Consider the following 24,668-nt stretch of genomic DNA (forward strand, 5'->3'; position numbering starts at 1 on the left):
TGTATTGCAACGCTCCGTTACGTTTGAGTTTAGGCTTAAACCCGAAATCCGTGGCTTGAACAAGGAACGCCGCTGTCATGAACGAAATTACCCACACCCGACTGCGCCCGCTGGCGGACACATCGCCCTCCGCCATCGTCGCCGGGTTCATCGCGATGATGACCGGCTACACCAGCTCGCTGGTGCTGATGTTCCAGGCCGGGCAAGCGGCGGGCCTGACCAGCGGGCAGATTTCGTCGTGGATCTGGGCGATTTCCATCGGCATGGCGGTGTGCTCGATCGGCCTGTCCCTGCGTTATCGCACGCCGATTACCATTGCGTGGTCGACGCCCGGCGCAGCGCTGTTGATCACCAGCCTTGGCGGCGTTACCTACGGCGAAGCGATTGGCGCCTACATCACCTGCGCGGTGCTGGTGACGATCTGCGGCCTGACCGGCAGTTTCGAACGGCTGGTAAAAAAGATTCCGGCGTCCCTCGCCGCCGCGCTGCTGGCGGGGATTCTGTTCAAGATCGGCAGCGAAATCTTCGTAGCCGCCCAACACCGCACCGGCCTGGTGCTGGGCATGTTCTTCACTTATCTCATCGTCAAACGCCTGTCGCCGCGTTATGCGGTGCTCGCTGCGCTGCTGATCGGCACCGGGCTGTCGGGCTTCATGGGTTTGCTGGACTTCAGCGGTTTTCATCTGGAAGTGGCGACCCCGGTCTGGACCACGCCGCACTTTTCCCTGGCCGCGACCATCAGCATCGGCATTCCGCTGTTTGTGGTAGCGATGACCTCGCAGAACATGCCCGGCATCGCCGTGCTACGGGCCGACGGCTACAACGTCCCGGCCTCGCCGCTGATCACCGCCACCGGCATCGCGTCCCTGTTGCTGGCGCCGTTCGGTTCCCACGGCATAAACCTGGCAGCCATCAGCGCGGCGATCTGCACCGGGCCGCATGCCCATGAGGATCGCAACAAACGCTACACCGCTGCGGTGTGGTGCGGGATTTTCTACGGGATTGCCGGGGTGTTCGGCGCCACGCTGGCGGCGCTGTTTGCCGCGCTGCCGAAGGAGTTGGTGCTGTCGATTGCCGCACTGGCGCTGTTCGGTTCGATCATCAACGGCTTGAGCATTGCCATGACCGAGGTGAAGGAACGGGAAGCGGCGCTGATCACCTTTATGGTCACGGCGTCGGGGCTGACGCTGTTTTCCATCGGTTCAGCCTTCTGGGGGATTGTCGCGGGGGTGCTGACTTTGCTGATCCTCAACTGGCGCAAGGCCTGAGTAAAAAGCAGGCATAAAAAAACGGCGACCCTCAGGTCGCCGTTTTTTCAGTATCACTTGGCCGCGTTGATCGGCTTTTCCGGATACCAAACGTCCAGCAGCGGGCTGATTTCAGTAGAAGTCAGCTCGGAGCGGGTTTTCAGCCAGGCTTCAACAGCAGCGCGCTGCTCTTCGGAGACCGAACCACGCTTCTGCAGGCAAACCAGACCGAAGTCGTCGCCGCCGACATAGCCCAGACCGTTGGCTTCCATGGCTTCTTTGATGAATGCTTCGAGGAAAGCGTCAATGGCTTCTTCGGACAGGTCTTCTTTGAAGCCCAGGTTCAGTTCGAAACCCAGCTCTTGAAATTCATCGACGCACAGTTTTTTGCGCAGACGCTGGGAACGGTTAGTCGCCATTGGAACAATCCTCTTAAGTAATAACGGCCGGCACTTTACCAGTTTAAGCCGGCGATTGCCCGACTCTCTGGGACGTGCGTGCGACCGCCTGTAAAAAAATAACGAATTGGCGCCCTTGCGAAAGGCACAAGCTGTTACACCTTGGGGCATAATGCCGACACTTTCATGACCACTGAGGGCCTTTTCATCCATGTCCTCGTCTTTTTTCCCCTCGGCTGTAGGGTTTTATTTCATATGATCAAATCGTTGCGTCCTCTGCTCCTGGCCGGTCTTCTTCTACCGCTGGCCTTGCCCGTCTCCGCTGCCACCATCAACACCGCCCTGACCCCCAACGTCGAAAAAGCCCTCAAGGCCAGCAAACTGCAGCCCACTGCCCTGTCGCTGGTGATGGTGCCGCTGGACGGCCCGGGTACGCCGACCGTGTACAACGCCGACGTCTCGGTGAACCCGGCCTCGACCATGAAGCTGGTCACCACGTACGCGGCGCTGGAAATGCTCGGCCCCAACCATCAGTGGAAAACCGAGTTCTACACCGACGGCGACCTGAACGGCGGGATCCTCAACGGCAACCTCTACCTCAAGGGTGGCGGCGATCCGAAGCTGAACATGGAAAAACTCTGGCTGCTGATGCGCGACCTGCGCGCCAATGGCGTGACCCAGGTCACCGGTGATCTGGTGCTCGATCGCAGCTTCTTCGTGCAGCCGCAACTGCCGGAATTCAACGATGACGGCAACGACGAGAACAAGCCGTTCCTGGTCAAGCCCGATTCGCTGCTGGTCAACCTCAAGGCCCTGCGTTTCGTGGCCCGCAACGACAATGGCCGGGTCCTGATCTCGGTCGAACCGCCGATTGCCAGCATCAACATCGAAAACACCGTCAAAGCGCTCAACTCCAAACAATGCACCGGCGGCGTGCGCTATAACCCGGTGCCGCAGGCCGATGGCAGCGTGACCGTGACCGTGGCCGGCCAGTTGGGCGAAGGCTGCAGCTCGCAGACTTACCTGTCGCTGCTCGACCACGCGACCTACACCGCTGGCGCCGTACGGGCGATCTGGAAGGAACTGGGTGGCAGCATCCAGGGCAAGGATCGTCTGGCCCCGACCCCGAGCAGCGCCAAAGTGCTGGCCCGCGCGTTCTCGCCGGATCTGGCGGAAATCATCCGCGACATCAACAAATACAGTAACAACACCATGGCTCAGCAGCTGTTTCTGAGCTTGGGCCAGAAATTCCGCAACGACGCCGACGGCGATGACGCCAAAGCCGCGCAACGCGTGGTCCGTCAGTGGCTGGCGAAGAAAGGCATCACTGCGCCGCACCTGGTGATGGAGAACGGCTCCGGTCTGTCGCGTTCCGAGCGAGTCAGTGCCCGTGAGATGGCCAGCATGCTGCAAGCGGCCTGGCACAGCCCGTACGCCGCCGAGTACATCAGCTCGCTGCCGATTGCCGGCACCGACGGCACCATGCGCAAACGCCTGAAGACCACCGCGATGCGCGGCGAAGCCCACGTCAAGACTGGCACCCTGAACACCGTACGGGCGATTGCCGGCTTCAGCCGCGACGTCAACGGCAACACCTGGGCGGTGGTGGCGATCCTCAACGACAAGGCCCCGTTCGGCGCGTCGTCGGTGCTGGATCAGGTGCTGCTGGATCTCTACAAACAGCCGCGGACGCCGCAGACCGCTTCGGTTCTGTAACCCTGTAAATGATTGTTCCCACGCTCTGCGTGGGAATCATCACAGCCGAAACTGCCGCCCCCCAAACCTGATTGTTCCCACGCTCCGCGTGGGAATACAGCCCGTGACGCTCTGCGTCACTGGACGCGGAGCGTCCCCGGAGGCATTCCCACGCAGAGCGTGGGAACGATCAGGTGGCAGAGGGGCTCAGTTCATCTGCCGCTCAACCCGATCCCGTCCGCCCTGCTTCGCCGCATAGACCCCCGAATCCGCCCGCAGCAACAATGCGTCCGCGCCCTCCCCGGGTCGCCAGCTGGCAATCCCGAAACTGGCCGTCACCACCCCCACCACATCGATTGGCGCACCGCGCAGGCTTTGCCATAACTCTTCGGCCAGCATGTGGGCGTGATCGCCGTCGATGTCCGGGCACAGCACCATGAACTCTTCGCCGCCCAACCGGCAGAACACGTCGGTACGCCGCAGACGATGGCCGATGCGCTCACAGACCGCCTGCAACACGCGGTCGCCCGCTGCGTGACCGTACTGATCGTTGATCCGCTTGAAATGGTCGATGTCGAGCATGATCACCGACAACTCGCCACCGCCACGCTCGACCCGGGCCATTTCGGTGGTCAGGCGCTCCTGGAAATAGCGCCGGTTGTGAATGCCGGTCAGGGCGTCGGTCACCGACAACGCGCGCAATTCTTCTTCGACGCGCTTCAGGTCGGAGATGTCGGAGATATAACCGTGCCACAGCACGCCGCCGCCCGGCAGTTCCTCTGGAGTTGCCTCGCCGCGAACCCAGCGCAGGCCGCGCTCGGGCAGCTGCACGCGGTATTCCTCGCGCCACGGGCTGAGGTTGTCTGCCGAGGCACGGATCGACTTGCGCACGCGGCTGACGTCCTGCGGGTGGATGCGGGTGAAGATCGCTTCGGCGTTGAGCAGCAGCACGTCCGGCTCCAGCTCGTAGATCTCGCGGATGCCGTCGCTGGCGTAGATCACGCTGAAGCGCCCGTCGAACTCCATTTTGAATTGATAGATCCCGCCGGGAACGTGGGCGCTGAGTTTCTTCAACAGCACGTCCCGCGCGGCCAGCGCTTCGTGCACGCGCTTGCGCTCGGTGATGTCAATGCAAATCGCCAGATGCCCGACCCACAGCCCCTGCTCGTCCAGTACCGGCGTGGCCAGCATGTTCACTGGGATGTGGCTGCCGTCCTTGCGCACCAGCGTCCATTCCCGCGCCTCGTGCCCGCCGACTTCGCCGCCCTCCACCAGCATCGCCTGGCAGGTCGGAATAGCCTTGCCATAACGGGCGCTGAGCTCCGCCGCGCGGGCCACGAGCTCCCGGGGAAAGTGGAGGTTTTCCAGGGTCATGTGGCCGATCACTTCAATGCTGCGGTAACCGAGCATTTGCTCGGCACCGGGGTTGAAGGTGTTGATCACACCGCGCAGGTCGGTGGCGATGATTGCCACCTGGGTCGCCGCGTTGAGCACCCCGCGCAACTGGCCGTGGGTGCCGCGCAGTTCCTGTTCGCGCTCATGCAGTTCCTGAGTGCGCAACTCGACCATGCGCAACGCGCGCTGGCGCTGACTGACCAGCACATAAAGCAGCGCGCTCAGCAGCAGACTGAGCAATCCGCCCAGCACCACCACGCTGCCAACCGACGAATGGTTGGCCTGCATGAACGCTTCGCTCGGCAGGATATCCACCTGATAGTCGTGATCGGCCATGCGCACCAACCGGGTAGCGGACAGATCGCTCGGCGCCGGTTCATTGGTCGATTCGAACAGCACTTCATGCTGATCGTTGGTGGACAGATCAAGGATGCGCACCGAGAGATAGTCATGGAACGCATCCGGCAAACCGTCCGCCAGCAGCTGACGCATGCTGATGACGGCCATCACGTAGCCGAACGACTTCGGCTCACCGGGGCGCACCACCGGCGCCACCAACAGCACGCCGCGTGCATAGGCCGGTTCGATCGCCACCAGATGCATCGGCTGCGACACCGCCAGGCCACCGATCTGGTCGGCGCGCTCCAGGGTCGTGCGGCGCAGCGGCTGGGCCAGCAAGTCGTAACCCAGCGGCGAACCGAGCCGGCTCTGGGTCTGGCTGTACAACACCACCACGTATTCATCGCGGGCCGAGGCCAGTTGCAGCTCGCCGCGGGCATTGAGTTCGCGCACGCTGAAGGTGCTCAGGCCTTCATCCCGCGCCCGCTGTTCAAAGGCTGCACGCTCGGCACCGCTCACCCGCAGGGCGAACGAATAGGCCTGGGTGCGCAGTAATAACGGTTGGGTGTAGCCGTCGAATTCGGCGCGGGACACCGATTCGGAGTTGGCGAAGAACCGGCGCAGGCCGTCGAGGCGTTGCTCCTGATCCTGAAAACGTTCTTCGATGCGGCTGTAGCGCTCGTTGGCCAGCAGCTGAAAGCGTTGGCGCAACTGGCTATGAAACTGATTGAGGGTGCCCCAGGCGAGCAGCCCCGTGAGAATCCCGCCGGCGAGCAATACCAGCAGCGCGACCAGCCAGGCCGAGACTTCTTCGCTGATAAAACCCAATATCTTCGGGCGCACGGGGTGCAACGACATAAAAGCCACTCACTACGTCAGCATCTGCGGGAAAAACCCCATCGGCCGTGTGTGAGTTATAGCTATTAGCCACTAATTTGGCTAGCTCTGAACGGATCCAAGAGCCTTTAAAAATCAAGGCTCTGTGGATCCAATTTTGCAGAGTGTCAACGAGCCGTGATTTTCCAGGCGCGGTGGATCTTGCCGTTGCGGGCGAAATCCGGGTCGATGGTGCTGGCGGTGATTTCCTCGACCGCGTAACGCTCGGCCAGGTTGTCTTCGAGCTGGAACTTGCGGAAGTTGTTGGAGAAATACAACACCCCGCCCGCTGCCAGACGGGCCATGGCCAGGTCGATCAACTGCACCTGATCACGCTGCACGTCGAAGATGCCTTCCATGCGCTTGGAGTTGGAGAAGGTCGGCGGATCGATGAAGATCAGGTCGTATTCGTCGCGGGAATTCTCCAGCCACGCCATCACATCGCCCTGCTCCAGACGGTTCTTGTCGGAGAAACCGTTGAGCGACAGGTTGCGGCGCGCCCAGTCGAGGTAGGTTTTCGACAGGTCGACGCTGGTGGTGCTGCGCGCGCCGCCCTTGGCCGCGTGAACGGAAGCGGTCGCGGTGTAGCAGAACAGGTTGAGGAAGCGCTTGCCGGCGGCCTCTTTCTGGATCCGCATGCGCATTGGCCGGTGATCGAGGAACAGCCCGGTGTCGAGGTAGTCGGTGAGATTGACCAGCAACTTCACGCCGCCCTCGGTCACTTCATTGAACTTGCCCTGAGCCGCCTGACGCTCGTACTGCTTGGTGCCGCTCTGCCGCTCGCGGCGCTTGACCACCACGCGGCTCTTGTCGATGTTCAGCGCCTGCGGAATGGCTGCCAGCGCATCGAACATGCGGATCGAGGCCTTTTCCGGGTCGATCGACTTCGGCGCGGCGTATTCCTGAACGTGCACCCAGTCGTGGTACAGGTCGATGGCCATGGCGTATTCCGGCATGTCCGCATCGTAGACACGGTAGCAGTCGATGCCTTCGCGCTTGACCCACTTGCCCATCGCCTTGAGGTTCTTCTGCAGGCGGTTGGCAAACATCTGCCCGCCTTCGCTCAGGCGCGGTTGCTCGATCACGGGCGCCGGAGCCGGCGTCGGTTTGATCGGGTTGCCGTTCTTGTTGAACTTGCGCTCTTGCGGCTCGTTAGGCGTCTGATCGTAAGCGGCTTGCTCGCGCTCGGCCTGACGCTGCTCCGGGGTGCGGCGCTCGCCGGTGACGAACTGATCCGGCAGTACTTTGATCAACAGCAGCTTGCACGGCAGCGCGCCGTTCCAGAACGAATACTGTTTGTGGCTGCGGATGCCCATGCGTTTGCCCAGGTCCGGCGCGCCGGTGAACACCGCCGCTTCCCAGTTCAGGCAGGCCTGACGCAGACGCTCGCCGAGGTTCTGGTAGAGGTACAACAGGCTGGCTTCATCACCCAGACGCTCGCCGTACGGCGGGTTGCAGATGACCAGGCCTTTCTGGTTCTGGTCCGGACGCGGTTCGAAGGTCGCCACTTCGCCCTGATAGATCTTGATCCACTCGCTCAGACCGGCGCGTTCGACGTTGTTGCGGCCCGGCTGGATCAGGCGTGGGTCGGCTTCATAACCACGGATCCACAGCGGCGGCTTGGCCAGACCGGCAGCGGCGCGCTCGACGGCTTCTTCATGCAGTTTTTTCCACAGCGCCGGTACGTGACCCAGCCAGGCGGTGAAGCCCCACTGCTCACGACGCAGGTTCGGCGCCATGTCGGCGGCGATCATGCCGGCTTCGACCAGGAACGTGCCGACACCGCACATCGGGTCAGCCAGCGCGCCACCTTCGGCGGCAATGCGCGGCCAGCCGGAACGGATCAGGATCGCGGCTGCAAGGTTCTCCTTCAGCGGCGCAGCGCCCTGCTGCAAGCGGTAACCGCGCTGGTGCAGGCTGTGGCCGGAGAGGTCGAGGGACAGAATCGCTTCGCCACGATCCAGGCGCAGGTGAATGCGCAGGTCCGGGTTGAGCTTGTCGATGCTTGGGCGGTCGCCCTGCGGGGTGCGCAGTTTGTCGACGATGGCGTCCTTGACCTTCAGGGCGCCAAAGTGGGTGTTGTCGATGCCCGAACCGTGGCCGCTGAACTCCACGGCCAGGGTGCCGTCGGCCAGCATGTGATCCTGCCAGTCGACGTCGAGTACGCCGTGGTACAGGTCTTCGGCGTTTTTCATCGGGAAACGCTTGAGCACCAGCAGCACCCGGTTGGCCAGACGCGACCAGAGGCACAGGCGATAAGCGGTTTCCATGGTCGCCATGCCACGCACGGCGGAGGTGTGTTCGCGGGCCTCTTCAAGGCCAAGCCCGACGGCTTCCTCGATGAGCAGGCCTTCAAGGCCTTTGGGGCAAGTGAGGAAGAGTTCGAAACGGTCGGACATGGTTTTTCCAGAGCCTTTGGCTAATGAACCGGCAACGCATTGCCGATCCGGTTTTCAATCAGGCGCTTTTCTACAAGAGCGCCCGCGTGGCACGAAGGTGTGCCGTTCCATCCCCGCTGCTCGGGTTAAAAGAGCTTAGATGCCGGGACAGATAAAAAAGTTGAAGCAACAAAATGACTCAAAGCAACCCTTCGTCGAATAGTACCCCAGCGCAAACGTGGGTCATTCTCACTAAAGGATTAACCTCATCATCCAGCGCGGGGCCGATCATACCGGGGTTTGGCCAATGAACACTGGATAAATACGCGGTTACTTATGGCCATAGCATCTTTTTCGTTACGTCCTTATGACAAAACGGTCATTCCATCGATGTGACTCATTGGTTAGAACTGGACACAGGTTGACGTCGCAACGGCGTCAACACCTTGGCTCGCCACGCCGGCAGCGAGCCGCCAACGGCAGAGTTTTTCTGCCAGACCTCAATTGAGGTCGACGCGACAAAAACAGTCAACAAGTGAGGGAAACACCCTATGAGAAGACTTAAGCGTGATCCGTTGGAAAGAGCATTTTTGCGCGGATATCAATATGGCGTTGGTGGAAAATCCCGTGAGCTTTGCCCATTTACTCTACCGTCGGTACGTCAAGCCTGGATCAACGGCTGGCGAGAAGGACGCGGCGACAACTGGGACGGTATGACCGGCACTGCGGGAATCCACAGACTCAACGAACTTCACGCCGTCGGCTGACACAGGGCACTTATTCCGACACGACAATCTGATTTCGCAACAACCTGATCACCATGCACGTCCTTCCCGGACGGCGGGCTACGGCCCAGGGGCTCCTTCGAGGAGCCCTTTTTTATGCCTGCCTTTTATGTCCGCCGATCAGCGCTTGGCGGCGATCGCATCCACGGACTCGCGAATCAGCGCCGGGCCCTTATAGATGAAGCCGGAATAGATCTGCACCAGGCTCGCGCCGGCAGCGATCTTCTCGGCCGCATGCTTGCCTTCGGTGATGCCGCCCGCCGCGATGATCGGCAGCTTGCCACCCAGCTCGGACGCCAGCACTTTCACGGTGTGGGTGCTCTTCTCACGCACCGGCGCGCCGGACAGACCGCCCGCCTCGTCACCGTGTTCCATGCCTTCGACGCCCACGCGGCTGAGGGTGGTGTTGGTGGCAATCACCGCGTCCATCCCGGTTTCGATCAGCGCCTGGGCGACTTGCGCGGTTTCTTCGTCGGTCATGTCCGGCGCGATCTTGATCGCCAGCGGTACATGTTTGCCGTGGCGCAGGGCCAGTTCGGCGCGGCGCGTGGCCAGGTCGGCCAGCAATTGCTTGAGCGAATCACCGAATTGCAGGCTGCGCAGGCCCGGGGTGTTCGGCGAACTGACGTTGACCGTGACGTAACTGGCGTGGGCGTAGACCTTGTCCAGGCAGATCAGGTAGTCATCCACCGCGCGCTCGACCGGGGTGTCGAAGTTCTTGCCGATGTTGATCCCCAGCACGCCCTTGTACTTGGCCGCCGCCACCCGCGCCAGCAGGTTATCCACACCGAGGTTGTTGAAACCCATGCGGTTGATGATCGCCTCGGCTTCCGGCAGGCGGAAGATCCGTGGTTTCGGGTTGCCCGGCTGCGGGCGCGGGGTCACGGTACCGATTTCGACAAAACCGAAACCCAGCTGCGCGAAGCCGTCGATGGCCGCGCCGTTCTTGTCCAGACCGGCCGCCAGACCCACAGGGTTCGGGAACTCCAGACCCATGACATTCACCGGCAGCGACGCCGGGGCCTTGCACAGCAAGCCGTTGAGGCCCAAACGCCCGCCCGCGCCGATCAGATCCAGCGAGAGATCGTGGGAGGTTTCCGGGGAAAGTTTGAACAACAGCTGACGGGCCAGGGTGTACATGGGCGGCTATGACTCGGGCGGCGAAAAGAGGCGGCGATTATAGCCGGGCATCGCCCCGCCGCGCGAGGCGCACGGGTAAATCCGTGCGCATGGCATATGCCTTGCACCTTCCTCGGTATCAGCCCGCAGGCCAATGGTGGCGTGCAGGCAAGGACAATGGCGTCGTCTCTCGGTTTTGCGCGGGCAAAGCCTGGGACGACGTTTTTTTTGAGGGTGGCTTTCATGACTCAAACCTCCGCCGGGCCGTTGGCCTGGGTCAACGGCAGCGATGCCCCGGAAAAAAGCGCGATCAACCTGGGCTTCATGGCCCTGAGCGACTGCGCTTCGCTGGTGGTCGCCGCCACTCAAGGCTTTGCTCAGCCTTACGGCCTGACCCTGAACCTCAAGCGCCAGAGCTCCTGGGCCAATCTGCGGGACAATCTGGTCAGCGGCGAACTCGATGCCGCCCACAGCCTTTACGGCCTGATCTACGCGGTACACCTGGGCATCGGCGGCGTCGCGCCGACCGACATGGCGGTGCTGATGGGCCTGAACCAGAACGGCCAGAGCCTCAACCTGTCCCACGGTTTGCAGGGCCTGGGCGTGACCGGTCCTGAAGCGCTGCACCACCATGTGCACCAAACCCGCGCAAAACTGACCTTCGCCCAGACCTTCCCGACCGGCACCCATGCCATGTGGCTGTATTACTGGCTGGCGAGCCAGGGCATTCACCCGTTGCAGGATGTCGACAGCGTGGTGGTGCCACCGCCACAAATGGTCGCGCACTTGCAGGCCGGACGCATCGATGGCCTCTGCGTTGGCGAGCCGTGGGCCGCCAGCGCGGTGCAGCAGAATCTCGGTTTCACGCTGGCCACCAGCCAGACCATCTGGCCCGATCACCCGGAAAAAGTCCTCGGCTGCACCCGCGCCTTCGTCGAGCAATACCCCAACACCGCCCGCGCGCTGGTGATGGCGATCCTCGAAGCCAGCCGTTTCATCGAAGAAAGCCCTGAAAACCGCCGTAGCACCGCGCAGTTGCTGAGCGCCGCGGAATACCTCGACGCTCCGGTGTCCTGCATCGAACCGCGCTTTCTCGGCGACTACGACGATGGGCTGGGCAATCGCTGGCAGGACCCGCACGCTTTGCGCTTTCACGGCGATGGCGCGGTGAATCTGCCGTACCTGTCGGATGGCATGTGGTTCATGACCCAGTTTCGCCGTTGGGGTTTGCTGCGCGATGACCCGGATTACCTCGCCGTCGCCCGCAATGTGCAACAACTGGCGCTGTACCGCGACGCGGCCAACGCAGTCGGCGTGCCGGTCGGCACCGAAGACCTGCGCAGCAGCCAGTTGATCGACGGCAAAATCTGGGACGGCAGCGACCCGGCCGCCTATGCCCGAAGCTTCAAGCTCCACGCGCTGAGCGACAGCGCGCCCCTTCTCGCCCAGCGCTGACAGGAGATCGCGAATATGTTGCGCATTCTGCTGATCAACGACACCGCGAAAAAAGTCGGACGCCTGAAAGCCGCGCTGACCGAGGCCGGTTTCGAGGTGATCGACGAGTCGGGCCTGACCATCGACCTGCCGGCGCGCGTCGAAACGGTGCGTCCGGACGTGATCCTGATCGATACCGAGTCACCGAGCCGCGATGTGATGGAGCAAGTGGTGCTGGTCAGCCGCGACCAGCCCCGGCCGATCGTGATGTTTACCGACGAACATGACCCCGGCGTGATGCGTCAGGCGATCAAGTCCGGGGTCAGTGCCTACATCGTTGAGGGCATTCACGCACAACGCTTGCAGCCGATTCTCGACGTGGCCATGGCCCGCTTCGAAAGCGACCAAGCCTTGCGCGCCCAGCTACAGGCCCGCGACCAGCAACTGGCCGAGCGCAAGCGCATCGAACTGGCCAAGGGCCTGTTGATGAAAATGAAGGACTGCAATGAAGAAGAGGCCTACACCCTGATGCGCCGCCAGGCCATGAGCCGCCAGCAGAAACTGATTCAGGTGGCGGAACAGATCATTGCGATGAGCGAGTTGCTTGGCTGAACTGGCACAAATCTCGCTAAGCAATCCCCACAGGTAACCAACGGCGGTTGCCCCACCTACGACAAAGACGTCGCTCACCTTCTTCGCCCCTTTCGGCGGTCCGGGTAGCGGCGTTTTTGCGTTTTGGCCCCACAGCCCGGGGCCGGTGGTGCGGCCGTGGCGGCGCCCCACTGTGCTGGTTCTGACTCCTTCTCGAGATTCTCTACAGCTGAGGTGCGCGATGAATAAAAGCTTCTGGAAATCCGGCCACACCCCGACCCTGTTCGCGGCCTTCCTGTATTTCGACCTGAGCTTCATGGTCTGGTACCTGCTCGGCCCGCTGGCGGTGCAGATTGCCGCCGACCTGCACCTGACCACCCAACAGCGCGGCCTCGTGGTGGCGACGCCGATTCTGGCCGGCGCGGTGCTGCGCTTTGCGATGGGCATGCTCGCCGATCGCCTGTCGCCGAAAACCGCCGGGCTGATCGGCCAGGTGATCGTGATCTGTGCGCTGTTCGGTGCCTGGAAACTCGGCATTCACAGCTACGAACAAGCATTGTTGCTCGGCCTGTTCCTCGGCATGGCCGGCGCTTCGTTCGCCGTGGCCCTGCCGCTGGCGTCGCAATGGTATCCGCCGGAGCATCAGGGCAAGGCGATGGGCATCGCCGGGGCCGGCAACTCCGGGACCGTGTTCGCGGCACTGATCGCCCCGGTACTCGCGGCGTCGTTCGGCTGGAGCAACGTGTTCGGTTTCGCCCTGATTCCGCTGATCCTGACGCTGGTGCTGTTTGCCTGGCTGGCGAAAAACGCGCCGGAGCGGCCGAAAGCCAAATCCATGGCCGACTACTTCAAGGCGCTGGGTGATCGCGACAGCTGGTGGTTCATGTTTTTCTACAGCGTCACCTTCGGCGGCTTCATCGGCCTGGCCAGCGCCCTGCCCGGCTACTTCAACGATCAATACGGCCTGAGCCCGGTGACCGCCGGTTATTACACCGCGGCCTGCGTGTTCGGCGGCAGCCTGATGCGTCCCCTCGGTGGCGCACTGGCTGACCGTTTCGGCGGTATCCGTACGCTCTTGGCGATGTACACAGTCGCAGCAGTCTGCATCGCGGCCGTCGGCTTCAACCTGCCAAGTTCCTACGCGGCGCTGGCACTTTTCGTCTGCACCATGCTCGGTCTCGGCGCAGGTAACGGCGCGGTGTTCCAACTGGTGCCTCAGCGTTTTCGCCGCGAAATCGGTGTGATGACTGGCCTGATCGGCATGGCCGGCGGCATCGGCGGTTTCGCTCTGGCAGCAGGCATGGGCGCGATCAAACAGAGCACCGGCAGCTATCAACTGGCGCTGTGGTTGTTCGCCAGCCTGGGTGTGCTGGCGTGGTTCGGTCTGCACGGGGTCAAACGTCGCTGGAGAACCACCTGGGGTTCGGCGGCCGTGACTGCTGCCCGGGTCTGAGGCCTGCATGGCCCTGCAACTGAGCTTCGCTGAAGCCAGCGCCACCGGCCCCCGCGCGGAAAACCAGGACGCCTTGCGCCTGGTGACCCCGGCCCCGGCGCTGGCGGCCAGCAAAGGTTTTCTGTTTGCCATCGCCGACGGCGTCAGCCAGTGCGCCGATGGCGGGCTGGCTGCGCGTTCGACCTTGCAGGCGCTGGCGCTGGACTACTACGCCACCCCGGAAACCTGGAGCGTGGCCCAGGCCCTTGATCGTCTGCTGCTCGCACAAAACCGCTGGTTGCAGGCCAACGGTGGCGGACAGCCGCTGCTCACTACGGTCAGTGCGCTGGTCATGCGCGGCCGGCGGTTTACCCTGGCGCACGTCGGTGATTGCCGGGTCTATCGCTGGCACGCCGAGAACTTACAGCGGATCAGCGAGGATCACGTCTGGGATCAACCGGGCATGCAGCATGTGCTCAAGCGCGCACTGGGGCTGGATCAGCATCTGGTGCTGGACTTTCTCGATGGTGAACTGCGTGACGGCGAATGTTTTGTACTGCTCAGCGATGGCGTGTGGGCGGCGCTTGGTGATACCGCCATCTCCGGAATCCTGCGCGATCAGCCGGATTTGCACAGTGCCGCGCAAACGTTGGTGAACGCCGCGCACCTGGCCGGCAGTCAGGACAATGCCAGTGCGCTATTGGTGCGGGTGGATGCTGTTGGCGAGGCCAGCCTTGGCGATGCGCTGATTCATTTGCAGCAGTGGCCGCTGCCCCCGTCGCTGAAACCGGATCAGGTCTTTGAAGGCTGGCGGGTTCATGAGGTTATAAGTCGCAGCCAGCAATCATTGCTGTATCGCGTGCTCGATGGTCAGGGCCAGGCGTGGCTGTTGAAGACGTTGCCTGCACAATTGGCAGACGATGCCCAGGCCGGTCAGGCCTTGCTGGCGGAGGAATGGTTTCTCAAACGCGTCGCCGGGCGGCATTTCCCTGAAGTCCATAGCGCTGGCCAGCGTCAGCATTTGTACTACGTGATGCGTGAATATTCGGGGACGACCCTGGCTCATCTGTTCGAACAAAGCGGTCCGCTGCCACTGGCTCAGTGGCAGGATCTGGCCGAACGCCTGCTGCGGGCGGTCGGCCTGTTGCATCGACGGCAGATCCTGCACCGCGACATCAAACCGGAAAACCTGCACCTGGGAGACGACGGCGAGTTGCGCCTGCTGGATTTCGGTCTGGCGTATTGCCCCGGCCTGTCGCAAGACGCACCGTCGACCTTGCCCGGAACCCCGAGCTTCATAGCGCCGGAAGCCTTTCAAAGTGCAGTACCCAGCGCACAACAGGATCTGTATGCGGTGGGCGTGACCTTGTATTTCCTGCTCACCGGGCATTTTCCCTACGGCGAGATCGAAGCCTTCCAGCGTCCGCGTTTCGGGGCGCCGGTGAGTGCCGGGCGTTATCGCCCGGATCTGCCGGAGTGGCTGGCGCAGTGTCTGGAACGCGGTGTGGCGGCCGATCCTTTGCAACGCTATGAAACCGCCGAGGAATGGCTGCTGACGCTGGAGCAAGGTGAGCGCCGAAGCTTGAATGTACGCCCTCGCCCCTTGCTGGAACGTGAGCCGCTGAAGGTCTGGCGAACACTGGCGTTACTGGCACTGCTGGGCAATCTGGTGCTGCTGTTTCTGTTGTTTCATGGCTGATGCGGCGCTCCATTAACGGGCGTGCCGCTTCCATTCAGTGCAAAAACCACACTGAGCATCTGGCCAATTCCAGCGTTACCCCAGTGAATTCGCGGCTCATCACGACTTGGCACAACCACTGCATTAACGTTTTCAACTGACATAAAGCCCGACCTTCAACGACGAAGGCCAGGCTTCCCGAGAGAACGGGACAAGGACAAAGGCGTCCTCGCTAGGTAACTGGCGGGACGCCTTTTTTGTTTGCGCCATTTTTGTCGAGCAAGGCCTGACTGCCCACAAGAGGCAAGCCCGATGCTCCCGGAGAACCTGATGAAAAAACTCAAACTGGTGATGATCGGTAATGGCATGGCCGGGGTCCGCACCCTGGAAGAACTGCTCAAGCTGAGCAACGAACTGTACGACATCACGGTCTTCGGCGCCGAACCGCACACCAACTACAACCGCATCCTGTTGTCGCCGGTACTGGCCGGCGAACAGACCTTCGAAGAAATCGTGCTCAACGACCTCGACTGGTACCTGGAAAACAACATCAAACTGCTGCTCAACCGCAAAGTGGTGGAGATCGACCGGGTCAAACGCCGAGTGATCGCCGAGGACGGCACCGAGGCCGAATACGATCGCCTGCTGATCGCCACCGGCTCGACCCCGTTCATCCTGCCGATCCCCGGCAACGCCTTGCAGGGTGTGATCGGCTACCGCGACATCGCCGACACCCAGGCCATGATCGACACCGCCAAAACCCACAAGCACGCCGTGGTGATCGGCGGCGGCCTGCTCGGCCTCGAAGCCGCCAACGGCCTGATGCTGCGCGGCATGCACGTCACCGTGGTGCACCTCGGTGAATGGCTGCTGGAGCGGCAACTGGACAAGACCAGCGGCCAGCTCCTGCAAACCGCCCTCGAATCCCGTGGCCTGCACTTTCGCCTGTGCGAACAGACCCAGGTCCTGCACGACGCCGGCAACGGTCGCGTGGGCTCGGTGCAGTTCAAGAACGGCGACATCATTCCTGCCGATCTGGTGGTCATGGCCGCCGGCATCCGCCCCAATACCGAACTCGCGGAAAAGGCCGGTATCCCGTGCAACCGCGGGATTCTGGTCAACGATACCCTGCAAACCTACGACCCGCGCATCTATGCCATCGGCGAATGCGCCAGCCACCGTGGCATCGCCTACGGTCTGGTGGCACCGTTGTTCGAACAGGCCAAGGTCTGCGCCAACCACCTGGCCCAATTGGGTTTCGCCCGTTATCAGGGCTCGGTGACATCGACCAAACTGAAGGTCACCGGCATCGACCTGTTTTCCGCCGGCGACTTCATGGGCGGCGAAGGCACCGAGACCATCACCCTCTCCGACCCGATCGGCGGGGTGTACAAAAAACTGGTGATCAAGGATGACGTGCTGGTCGGCGCCTGTCTGTACGGCGATACGGCAGATGGCGGTTGGTATTTCCGGCAGATTCGTGAGAATCACGCCATCGGCGAGATCCGCGATCACCTCATGTTTGGAGAAAATGCACTTGGCGATGTAGGACATCAGGGCCAGGACAAAGCCATGAGCATGGCCGACAACGCCGAAGTCTGCGGCTGCAACGGCGTGTGCAAGGGCACCATCGTCAAGGCGATTCAGGAACACGGCCTGTTCAGCGTCGACGAGGTGAAAAAACACACCAAGGCTGCCAGCTCCTGCGGCTCCTGCGCCGGACTGGTCGAGCAGATCCTGATCAACACCGTCGGCGGCGCGGCGGACGTCAAACCGAAAAGCGAAAAAGCCATCTGCGGTTGCAGCGATCTCAACCATGGCCAGATTCGCCAGGCCATTCGCGAACAGCATTTGCTGACCATCGCCGGCACCATGAGTTACCTCAACTGGCGTACCCCGAACGGCTGCGCCACCTGCCGCCCGGCCCTCAACTACTACCTGATTTCCACCTGGCCCGGCGAAGCCAAGGACGATCCGCAGTCGCGCCTGATCAACGAGCGGGCCCACGCCAACATTCAGAAGGACGGCACCTACTCGGTCGTGCCACGGATGTGGGGCGGCGTGACCAACCCGTCGGAACTGCGACGGATCGCCGACGTGGCGGACAAATATCAGGTGCCGATGGTCAAGGTCACCGGCGGCCAGCGCATCGACCTTTTGGGGATCAAAAAGCAGGATCTGCCGGGTGTGTGGAAAGACCTCGACATGCCGTCCGGTCACGCCTACGGCAAATCGATCCGCACTGTGAAAACCTGCGTCGGCAGCGAGTTCTGCCGCTTCGGCACGCAGAATTCGACCCAGTTGGGCATCGACCTCGAACATGACCTGTTCAATATGTGGTCGCCGCACAAAGTGAAACTGGCGGTCTCCGGATGCCCACGCAACTGTTCGGAAGCGGGGATCAAGGACGTAGGAATCATCGGTGTCGATTCCGGCTGGGAGATGTACATCGGTGGCAACGGCGGGATCAAGACCGAAGTCGCCGAGTTCTTCGTCAAGCTCAAGACCGCCGAGGAAGTGCGCGAATACAACGGCGCGTTCCTGCAGCTGTACCGCGAAGAAGCCTTCTACCTCGAACGCACCGTGCACTACCTGCAACGGGTCGGCATGGAGCACATCAAGAAGGCCGTGCAGGAAGACCCCGAGCGCCGCAAGGCCCTGAACGAGCGCCTGCAATTCTCCCTGTCGTTCGAACAGGACCCGTGGAAAGAGCGCCTCGCCCAGCCGCAACTGAAAAAAGAATTCGACTTGATCCCCGTGAAAAACCTGGAGGTGCCAGCATGAACTGGCTCGATATCTGTGCCCTGGAAGAGATCAACGCCCTCGGTTCGCGGATCATCGCCGGGCCCAAAGGTGACATTGCGATCTTTCGCACAAGCGACGACGAAGTTTTCGCACTCGATGACCGCTGCCCGCACAAGGGCGGCCCGTTGTCTCAAGGCCTGATCTACGGCAAACGTGTCGCCTGCCCGCTGCACAACTGGCAGATCGACCTGCAATCCGGCGAAGCCCAGGCGCCGGACGTCGGTTGCGCGCACCATCACCCGGCCCGGGTCGAGAACGGCCGTGTGCAACTGGCCCTGCGGGACGCCGTCTGATGAACCGCCAGACGACCGCCTCGACCTGCTGCTATTGCGGGGTCGGCTGCGGCGTGCTGATCGAGCATGACGGCGAGCGCATTTTCGGCGTCAGCGGCGATCCGGCGCATCCGGCCAACTTCGGCAAACTGTGCAGCAAAGGCTCGACCCTGCACCTGACAGGCGACCTGACAGCCCGGGCGTTGTATCCGGAATTACGTCTGGGCAAAGGCCTGGCGCGCAGTCGTTGTGACTGGGACACCGCGCTGGATCACGCCACCAACGTGTTCGCCGAAACCATCGCCGAACATGGCCCGGACAGCGTGGCGTTCTACATCTCCGGGCAGTTGCTGACCGAGGATTACTACGCCTTCAACAAACTGGCGCGGGCGCTGGTCGGCACCAACAACATCGACAGCAATTCGCGGCTGTGCATGTCTTCGGCGGTGGTCGGCTACAAACGCAGCCTCGGCGCCGACGCACCGCCGTGCAGCTACGAAGACCTGGAGTTGAGCGATTGCGTGGTGATCGTCGGCAGTAACATGGCCTACGCCCATCCGGTACTTTTTCGCCGTCTCGAAGAGGCAAAATCCCGCCGCCCGCAGATGAAAGTCGTCGTCATCGACCCACGGCGCACCGACACCTGCGATCTGGCCGACCTGCATCTGGCGATTCTGCCGGGCACCGATGTCGCTTTGTTCCATGGGATTTTGCATCTGCTGTTGTGGGAAGACTGGATCGACCGCGACTTCATCAAGGCGCACACCGACGGGCTCGCCGAGCTGAAAAGCCTGGTGCGCGACTACACCCCGGCGATGGTGTCGCAGCTGTGCGGGATCAGTGTCGAGCAATTGCAGCAATGCGCCGAATGGATCGGCACCGCGCCGAGTTTTCTGTCGCTGTGGTGCATGGGCCTGAACCAGTCCACCGCCGGCAGCGCGAAGAACAGCGCGCTGATCAATCTGCATCTGGCCACCGGGCAAATCGGCCGGCCGGGCGCAGGACCTTTCTCCCTGACCGGTCAGCCGAATGCCATGGGCGGGCGGGAAACCGGTAGCCTCTCCAACCTGTTGCCCGGCCATCGTGAGGCTGCCAACCCGGAGCACCGCGCAGAAGTGGCGGCGTATTGGGGGGTGGAGTCACTGCCGGAAAACACCGGTCTCAGCGCCATCGAACTGTTTGAACAAGTGCGCAGCGGCAAGATCAAGGCGTTGTGGATTGCCTGCACCAACCCGGCGCAATCGATGCCGGACCAGAATGCTGTGCGGGCTGCGCTGGAGGCTTGTCCGTTCGTGGTGTTGCAGGAGGCGTTCCGCACCACTGAAACCGCAGCGTTTGCCGATCTGCTGCTGCCGGCGGCCAGTTGGGGCGAGAAGGAAGGCTCGGTGACCAACTCCGAGCGGCGGATTTCCCACGTTCGCAAAGCCATTGCCGCACCGGGGGAAGCGCGTCCGGACTGGGCAATCACAGTGGATTTCGCACAACGGCTGGAGAAACGTCTGCGGCCGCAACAACCAGGTCTGTTTGCGTTCGAGGAAGCGGCGCAGCTGTTTGACGAGTACAAACAACTGACCCGTGGCCGCGATCTGGATTTGTCCGGGATCAGCCATGGGTTGATTGATGAACTGGGACCACAGCAATGGCCCTTCCCCGCTGGCGCCCGCCAAGGCACAGCCCGCCTGTACGGCGACGGGATCTTTCCTACGGCGAACGGGCGCGCGCAGTTTGTTGCCGATCCCTATCGCGCCGCCAAGGAACAACGCGACGCGCGCTTTCCCCTGACCCTGATCACCGGCCGCCTGCGTGATCAATGGCACGGTATGAGCCGCACCGGTACGGCGGCGCAGTTGTTCGGTCATGTCAGCGAAGCGGTGTTGAGCCTGCATCCTGACGAGTTGCGCCGCCACCGCTTGCAGCCGGGGGACCTGGTGAATCTGAAAAGTCGTCGGGGCGCGGTGATTGTGGCGGTTGCCAGCGATGACAGCGTGCGTCCGGGCCAGGCGTTTTTGCCGATGCACTGGGGCGATCGTTTCCTCAAGGGTGGCGTGAACAGCCTGACCCTGCCCGCCTTCGATCCTTTGTCGAAACAGCCGGAACTCAAGCACAGCGGTGTGCGGCTGGAACCGGTGAATTTGCCATGGCAACTGTTCGCATTGATCGAGGGCGATGTTCAACGGCATTTCGAGGCGCTTCGACCGCTCTGTGAGGCGTTTTCCCACGCAAGTCTCAGCCTTGTCGGACGTGAGCGGCCTGCGCTGCTGATACGCGCAGCCAGCGCCGTGGCGCCGGAGCCGCAATTACTGCGTGAAATCGACCAGTGCCTGGCCCTGATCGACGGGCCGGTGCTGGCTTATGACGATCCTCGCCGCGCCATTGGCAAACGGGTACGCATCGAAAACGGACGAATCACTGCGATCCGTCTGGCCGGCGAAACCCTCGCCCAACACTGGTTGCAAGGTCTGTGGCTGGAAGGTCGCGCCGACGAACAACTGCGGCGCTGGCTGCTGGCACCGATGAGTGCACCACCGGGCAATGCCGGCGCGCAGGTTGTGGCGGACAAAACCCTGTGCAACTGCAAGAACGTCAGTCACAGCACGGTCTGCGCCGGTATTCGTGAAGGTCTGGATCTGCAGGGTTTGAAAAACAAGTTGGGGTGCGGCACGCAATGCGGTTCCTGCGTCCCGGAAATCAAGCGCTTGCTGGCCGCCGAAGTGCGTCCGGTCGCCGTCATCTGAAGAGGAAAACACCATGAACGCGAAAGTCTGGCTGGTGGGCGCGGGCCCCGGTGATCCTGAACTGCTGACGCTCAAAGCGGTACGTGCCTTGCGCGAGGCCGAGGTGGTGCTGATCGACGATCTGGTCAATGAGGCGGTACTTGAGCACTGCCCTGCTGCGCGGATTATCGCGGTCGGCAAACGCGGCGGCTGCCGCTCGACGCCCCAGGCGTTCATCCATCGGCTGATGCTGCGTTATGCCCGTCAGGGCAAATGCGTGGTGCGGCTCAAGGGCGGCGATCCGTGCATTTTCGGGCGTGGGGGTGAGGAAGCGCAGTGGTTGCGCGAGCGCGGGGTCGAGGTGGAACTGGTCAATGGCATCACCGCCGGACTGGCCGGCGCGACCCAGTGTGATATTCCGCTGACGCTACGCGGCGTGGCCCGGGGCGTGACGCTGGTCACGGCCCACACCCAGGACGACAGCCAGTTGAACTGGCGGGCCCTGGCCCAAGGCGGGACAACGCTGGTGATTTACATGGGAGTGGCGAAGCTCGGCGAGATTCGCGAACAGCTGTTGGCAGGCGGTATGGCAGCGGATACGCCAGTGGCGATGATCGAGAATGCTTCATTGCCAGAGCAACGCGAATGCCGCAGTGATCTGACAGCGATGGAAGACGATGCCCTTGGTTTCCAGCTCAAGAGTCCTGCGATTCTGGTCATAGGCGCCGTCGCAGCGGCTGCAACCCAGGTCGATTCGATTAGCTGGGCAGCCGATCGCCTGGCCTGACAATCTCTGGCTTCATCAAATCGCAGGCAAAGAAAAGCCCGGCCTGAGCCGGGCTTTTCTCGCAGCGGCAGCTAATTACTTAGCTTGAGCTTCAACCTGCGCTTCTACGCGACGGTTAACAGCACGGCCAGCGTCAGTTTTGTTGTCAGCAACTGGGCGGGTTTCGCCGTAGCCAACAGACTGAACGCGGGACGATTCAACACCGTACTGGTTGGTCAGAACTTGCTTAACGGCGTTTGCACGACGCTCGGACAGTTTCTGGTTGTAAGCGTCAGGACCGACGGAGTCAGTGTGACCTTCAACAGTAGTGGTGGTGGATGGGTACTGCTTCATGAAGTCAGCCAGGTTTTTGATGTCGCCGTAGCTGTTTGGCTTCACAACCGACTTGTCGAAGTCGAACTTGACGTCCAGCTCAACACGAACAACTTCAGCAACTGCCGGGCAGCCATCAGCGTCAACAGTTACGTTGGCTGGGGTGTCTGGGCACTTGTCAACGTTGTCGCAAACGCCGTCGTTGTCGCTGTCGGAGCAGACTTCAGCTGGTGCTGGAACTGGAGCAGCAGCAGGCTTGGAGCCGCCACCGAAGTTCACACCGATACCGACGCTAGGAGCCCACTCGGTGTCGCCCTGGTCGATGTTGTACTGAGCTTCAACGCCAGCACGAGCGTAGAAGTTGTCGGTGAAGTACAGCTTGGCACCAGCGCCCAGGTTGGCGAAGGTGGAACGGTTACGACCGTTCGAGCCGTTCTGGTCGATGCTCTGGTCGGAGAAACCGGCCGAGACGTATGGACGCAGCATGTCGCCTGGGTTGTTGAAGTGGTACAGAGCGTCCAGAGCGGTGTTAGCGCCTTTGACGTTCTTGCCATCGTCGGCACGCACGTTGTGCACTTCGTCGTAGCCCAGACGCAGTTCAACGTCGTCGGTCAGGAAGTAACCGATCGAACCGCCGAACAGGTTGCCGTTGTTCTTGAAGTTACGAGCGCTGTCGAATTGTTCTTTCTTTGCGAAGCCTTCGATTTCAACTGCGCCTTGGCCTTGTGCCAGAGCGCCGAACGAAGTGGCGGCAATCAAAGAACCAATGGCCAAGCCCAAGGTGTTTTTCAGTTTCATCCGTTAAATCCCCATCTGGTGATTGTGAAGCAGTCCCGCAAACCGGGGGACAACTCGGCGGCAAGTCTATCAGAACTTGCCTACACGTAAGAGATATTTGCGCCGAACTAAGTTTCAGCAATGCCTGCAAATTTCTCACGCAATTTATCAAGAGCGCGTTTGTAACGCATTTTTGTCGCACTCAAACCCATGTGCATGATGTCTGCGATCTCCTGGAATTCCAGCTCTGCGACAAATCGTAGCACCAGAATCTCCCGGTCGATCGGGTTCACATACACCAGCCAGCGATCGAGCCCGCCCTTCTCCTCGGGTTTCGGCGCCTTTTCTTCGGACGCTTCCTCGAGGGGGTCAAGACTCAGTGCGTCCATCAAGCGACGCTTTCGCCGTTCCTTCCGATACTGTGTGATGCATTCGTTGTAAGTGATGCTATATAGCCATGTCTTGAACTTCGATTTCCCCTCGAAGTTCTTCAGGCCATACAGCACCTTCAACATCACTTCCTGACAGACATCGTCTGCGTCGCGATCGTTCCCGAGATAACGCGCACAAACGTTAAATAATGTCCGCTGGTAACGCCGCATCAGTTCTTCATACGCGCGCGTCACGTGAAAAAGCTCGGTATGCGAGCGCGCGACCAACTCCTCATCAGAGAGCTCGCGGGGGTCGTAGCGCGTGGATAGCGTTTGGGCTTTATTCAAAACAAGTCGTGCCGACAGTCAGGTCAATGTCCACCGCAGCCAGCGACAGCTGGCATTTTGCGGCGGCATACATTAGCAGGGTTTGCCGGGTTAGCGGCTACTCACATGCTGCTCCAGCAGGATCCGATTGGAGAGAGAGACTAGCTCACCCTCATCGGTCAGCAATGTGGTCTTAACCGTGCCGATCTCTTCGATCTGGCCTTCGACCTCGCCAATACGCACTTGTTGCCCAACCTGATACAACTCACGCACATAGATTCCCGCAAGAATCTGACCGGCAATTTCCCGGCTTCCCAAACCCATGGCCAGCGCAACCGCCAGACCAACGGTAATCAATACGATGACGATCACATGGTTCAGCAGGTCGGTCTTGACCTCCAGCTGACTGATCGCGACCGAAATGCTGATGATGATCACCAGGCCCTGGGCAATTCGCCCAAGCCCTGAAGCGTAGTCCAGGCCTACGCCTTCTGCCGCCCCGCGAACCAGGCCATTGGCCAGTTGCGCAAGCAAAACACCCACCAGCAACACCAGCGCGGCACCGAACACTTTCGGCAAATACAGCGCGAGCATGTCAAGCGTAGCTGAAACTCGCTCAAGTCCAAGGGATTCTGCTGCCGAAACCAGAAAAATCAGCAGAACGAACCAGTAGACGATTTTGCCGATCAGGGTCGAGATCGGCACTTGCAGCCCCGCGCGGGACATCAGTTTGGTCAGGCCGGTGCCGCCCATCAGGCGATCGAGGCCCAGTTTGGCCAGCAATTTGGACAGCAGGGTGTCCAGCAGCTTGGCCACGACAAAACCCAACAGCAGCACAACCAGTGCGCCGAACAGGTTCGGAATGAAGTTAGCGACTTTGGTCCACAACGCAGTCATTGCAGTGACGAGGCTCTGAGTCCAGAGATCAAGTTCCAT

The 24,668-nt window shown here is 61.5% G+C and carries 18 protein-coding genes; 11 read left to right on the forward strand and 7 right to left on the reverse strand.

What is annotated here, in order from left to right; translation table 11 throughout:
- Positions 1 to 77: 77 nt before the first annotated feature.
- A complete protein-coding gene (locus AC1RT4_RS22325; RefSeq protein WP_493087923.1) occupies positions 78 to 1,268 on the forward strand; it encodes a benzoate/H(+) symporter BenE family transporter in 1,191 nt (396 codons plus the stop codon).
- Between the two features lie 53 nt (positions 1,269 to 1,321).
- Here the strand turns inward: AC1RT4_RS22325 and AC1RT4_RS22330 are convergent, their stop codons facing one another.
- The gene (locus tag AC1RT4_RS22330; RefSeq protein ID WP_007952029.1) at positions 1,322 to 1,666 is read right to left on the reverse strand and encodes a YggL family protein; all 345 of its coding nucleotides are present in this window, start codon (positions 1,664 to 1,666) and stop codon (positions 1,322 to 1,324) included.
- A 234-nt stretch (positions 1,667 to 1,900) separates the two neighbouring features.
- Between AC1RT4_RS22330 and dacB the strand changes: the two genes are divergently transcribed.
- A complete protein-coding gene (dacB, locus tag AC1RT4_RS22335) occupies positions 1,901 to 3,361 on the forward strand; it encodes a D-alanyl-D-alanine carboxypeptidase/D-alanyl-D-alanine endopeptidase (protein WP_007952030.1) in 1,461 nt (486 codons plus the stop codon).
- A gap of 186 nt (positions 3,362 to 3,547) precedes the next feature.
- Here dacB and AC1RT4_RS22340 read toward each other — a convergent pair whose 3' ends face one another.
- Positions 3,548 to 5,932, reverse strand: coding sequence for a sensor domain-containing diguanylate cyclase (locus tag AC1RT4_RS22340; RefSeq protein ID WP_493087926.1), 2,385 nt, complete (start codon positions 5,930 to 5,932; stop codon positions 3,548 to 3,550).
- 146 nt (positions 5,933 to 6,078) lie between these two features.
- Positions 6,079 to 8,349, reverse strand: a complete 2,271-nt coding sequence (rlmKL, locus tag AC1RT4_RS22345) for a bifunctional 23S rRNA (guanine(2069)-N(7))-methyltransferase RlmK/23S rRNA (guanine(2445)-N(2))-methyltransferase RlmL (RefSeq protein ID WP_207985524.1) — start codon at positions 8,347 to 8,349, stop codon at positions 6,079 to 6,081.
- 530 nt (positions 8,350 to 8,879) lie between these two features.
- Between rlmKL and rmf the strand changes: the two genes are divergently transcribed.
- Complete coding sequence (rmf, locus tag AC1RT4_RS22350) at positions 8,880 to 9,095, forward strand: ribosome modulation factor (RefSeq protein ID WP_003223300.1); 216 nt, start codon at positions 8,880 to 8,882, stop codon at positions 9,093 to 9,095.
- Positions 9,096 to 9,233: 138 nt separating this feature from the next.
- Here rmf and AC1RT4_RS22355 read toward each other — a convergent pair whose 3' ends face one another.
- Positions 9,234 to 10,253 carry a quinone-dependent dihydroorotate dehydrogenase gene (locus AC1RT4_RS22355; protein WP_007952033.1) on the reverse strand — a complete coding sequence of 340 codons (1,020 nt, stop codon included), beginning with the start codon at positions 10,251 to 10,253 and terminating at the stop codon, positions 9,234 to 9,236.
- 222 nt (positions 10,254 to 10,475) lie between these two features.
- On the opposite strand from AC1RT4_RS22355, the gene AC1RT4_RS22360 reads away from it, so the two are divergent.
- From AC1RT4_RS22360 to cobA, 8 genes are all read left to right on the forward strand, one after another.
- Positions 10,476 to 11,687 carry a CmpA/NrtA family ABC transporter substrate-binding protein gene (locus AC1RT4_RS22360; RefSeq protein WP_493087929.1) on the forward strand — a complete coding sequence of 404 codons (1,212 nt, stop codon included), beginning with the start codon at positions 10,476 to 10,478 and terminating at the stop codon, positions 11,685 to 11,687.
- Between the two features lie 15 nt (positions 11,688 to 11,702).
- Positions 11,703 to 12,278 carry an ANTAR domain-containing response regulator gene (locus AC1RT4_RS22365; protein WP_007916390.1) on the forward strand — a complete coding sequence of 192 codons (576 nt, stop codon included), beginning with the start codon at positions 11,703 to 11,705 and terminating at the stop codon, positions 12,276 to 12,278.
- Between the two features lie 220 nt (positions 12,279 to 12,498).
- Positions 12,499 to 13,710 carry a nitrate/nitrite transporter gene (locus AC1RT4_RS22370; protein WP_102686943.1) on the forward strand — a complete coding sequence of 404 codons (1,212 nt, stop codon included), beginning with the start codon at positions 12,499 to 12,501 and terminating at the stop codon, positions 13,708 to 13,710.
- 7 nt (positions 13,711 to 13,717) lie between these two features.
- Positions 13,718 to 15,388: a bifunctional protein-serine/threonine kinase/phosphatase gene (locus tag AC1RT4_RS22375; protein ID WP_493087933.1), complete on the forward strand. Its 1,671-nt coding sequence runs from the start codon at positions 13,718 to 13,720 to the stop codon at positions 15,386 to 15,388.
- Between the two features lie 309 nt (positions 15,389 to 15,697).
- Positions 15,698 to 18,151, forward strand: a complete 2,454-nt coding sequence (gene nirB, locus AC1RT4_RS22380; protein ID WP_493087935.1) for a nitrite reductase large subunit NirB — start codon at positions 15,698 to 15,700, stop codon at positions 18,149 to 18,151.
- Positions 18,148 to 18,465 carry a nitrite reductase small subunit NirD gene (gene nirD, locus AC1RT4_RS22385; RefSeq protein WP_007951992.1) on the forward strand — a complete coding sequence of 106 codons (318 nt, stop codon included), beginning with the start codon at positions 18,148 to 18,150 and terminating at the stop codon, positions 18,463 to 18,465. Before nirB ends, nirD begins: the two co-directional genes overlap by 4 nt.
- A complete protein-coding gene (locus AC1RT4_RS22390; protein ID WP_493087937.1) occupies positions 18,465 to 21,179 on the forward strand; it encodes a nitrate reductase in 2,715 nt (904 codons plus the stop codon). Before nirD ends, AC1RT4_RS22390 begins: the two co-directional genes overlap by 1 nt.
- A gap of 13 nt (positions 21,180 to 21,192) precedes the next feature.
- Complete coding sequence (gene cobA / locus AC1RT4_RS22395) at positions 21,193 to 21,945, forward strand: uroporphyrinogen-III C-methyltransferase (RefSeq protein ID WP_493087939.1); 753 nt, start codon at positions 21,193 to 21,195, stop codon at positions 21,943 to 21,945.
- 75 nt (positions 21,946 to 22,020) lie between these two features.
- Here the strand turns inward: cobA and AC1RT4_RS22400 are convergent, their stop codons facing one another.
- The 3 genes from AC1RT4_RS22400 to AC1RT4_RS22410 all read right to left on the reverse strand — a co-directional run bounded on the left by AC1RT4_RS22400 (position 22,021) and on the right by AC1RT4_RS22410 (position 24,668).
- Positions 22,021 to 23,055, reverse strand: a complete 1,035-nt coding sequence (locus AC1RT4_RS22400; protein ID WP_339447809.1) for an OmpA family protein — start codon at positions 23,053 to 23,055, stop codon at positions 22,021 to 22,023.
- 107 nt (positions 23,056 to 23,162) lie between these two features.
- The gene (gene sigX / locus AC1RT4_RS22405) at positions 23,163 to 23,753 is read right to left on the reverse strand and encodes an RNA polymerase sigma factor SigX (protein WP_011333251.1); all 591 of its coding nucleotides are present in this window, start codon (positions 23,751 to 23,753) and stop codon (positions 23,163 to 23,165) included.
- A gap of 90 nt (positions 23,754 to 23,843) precedes the next feature.
- On the reverse strand, positions 23,844 to 24,668 hold the full coding sequence (locus AC1RT4_RS22410; protein ID WP_007951987.1) for a mechanosensitive ion channel family protein: 825 nt from the start codon (positions 24,666 to 24,668) through the stop codon (positions 23,844 to 23,846).

The organism is Pseudomonas sp. GW821-FHT11D10, assembly GCF_058808435.1.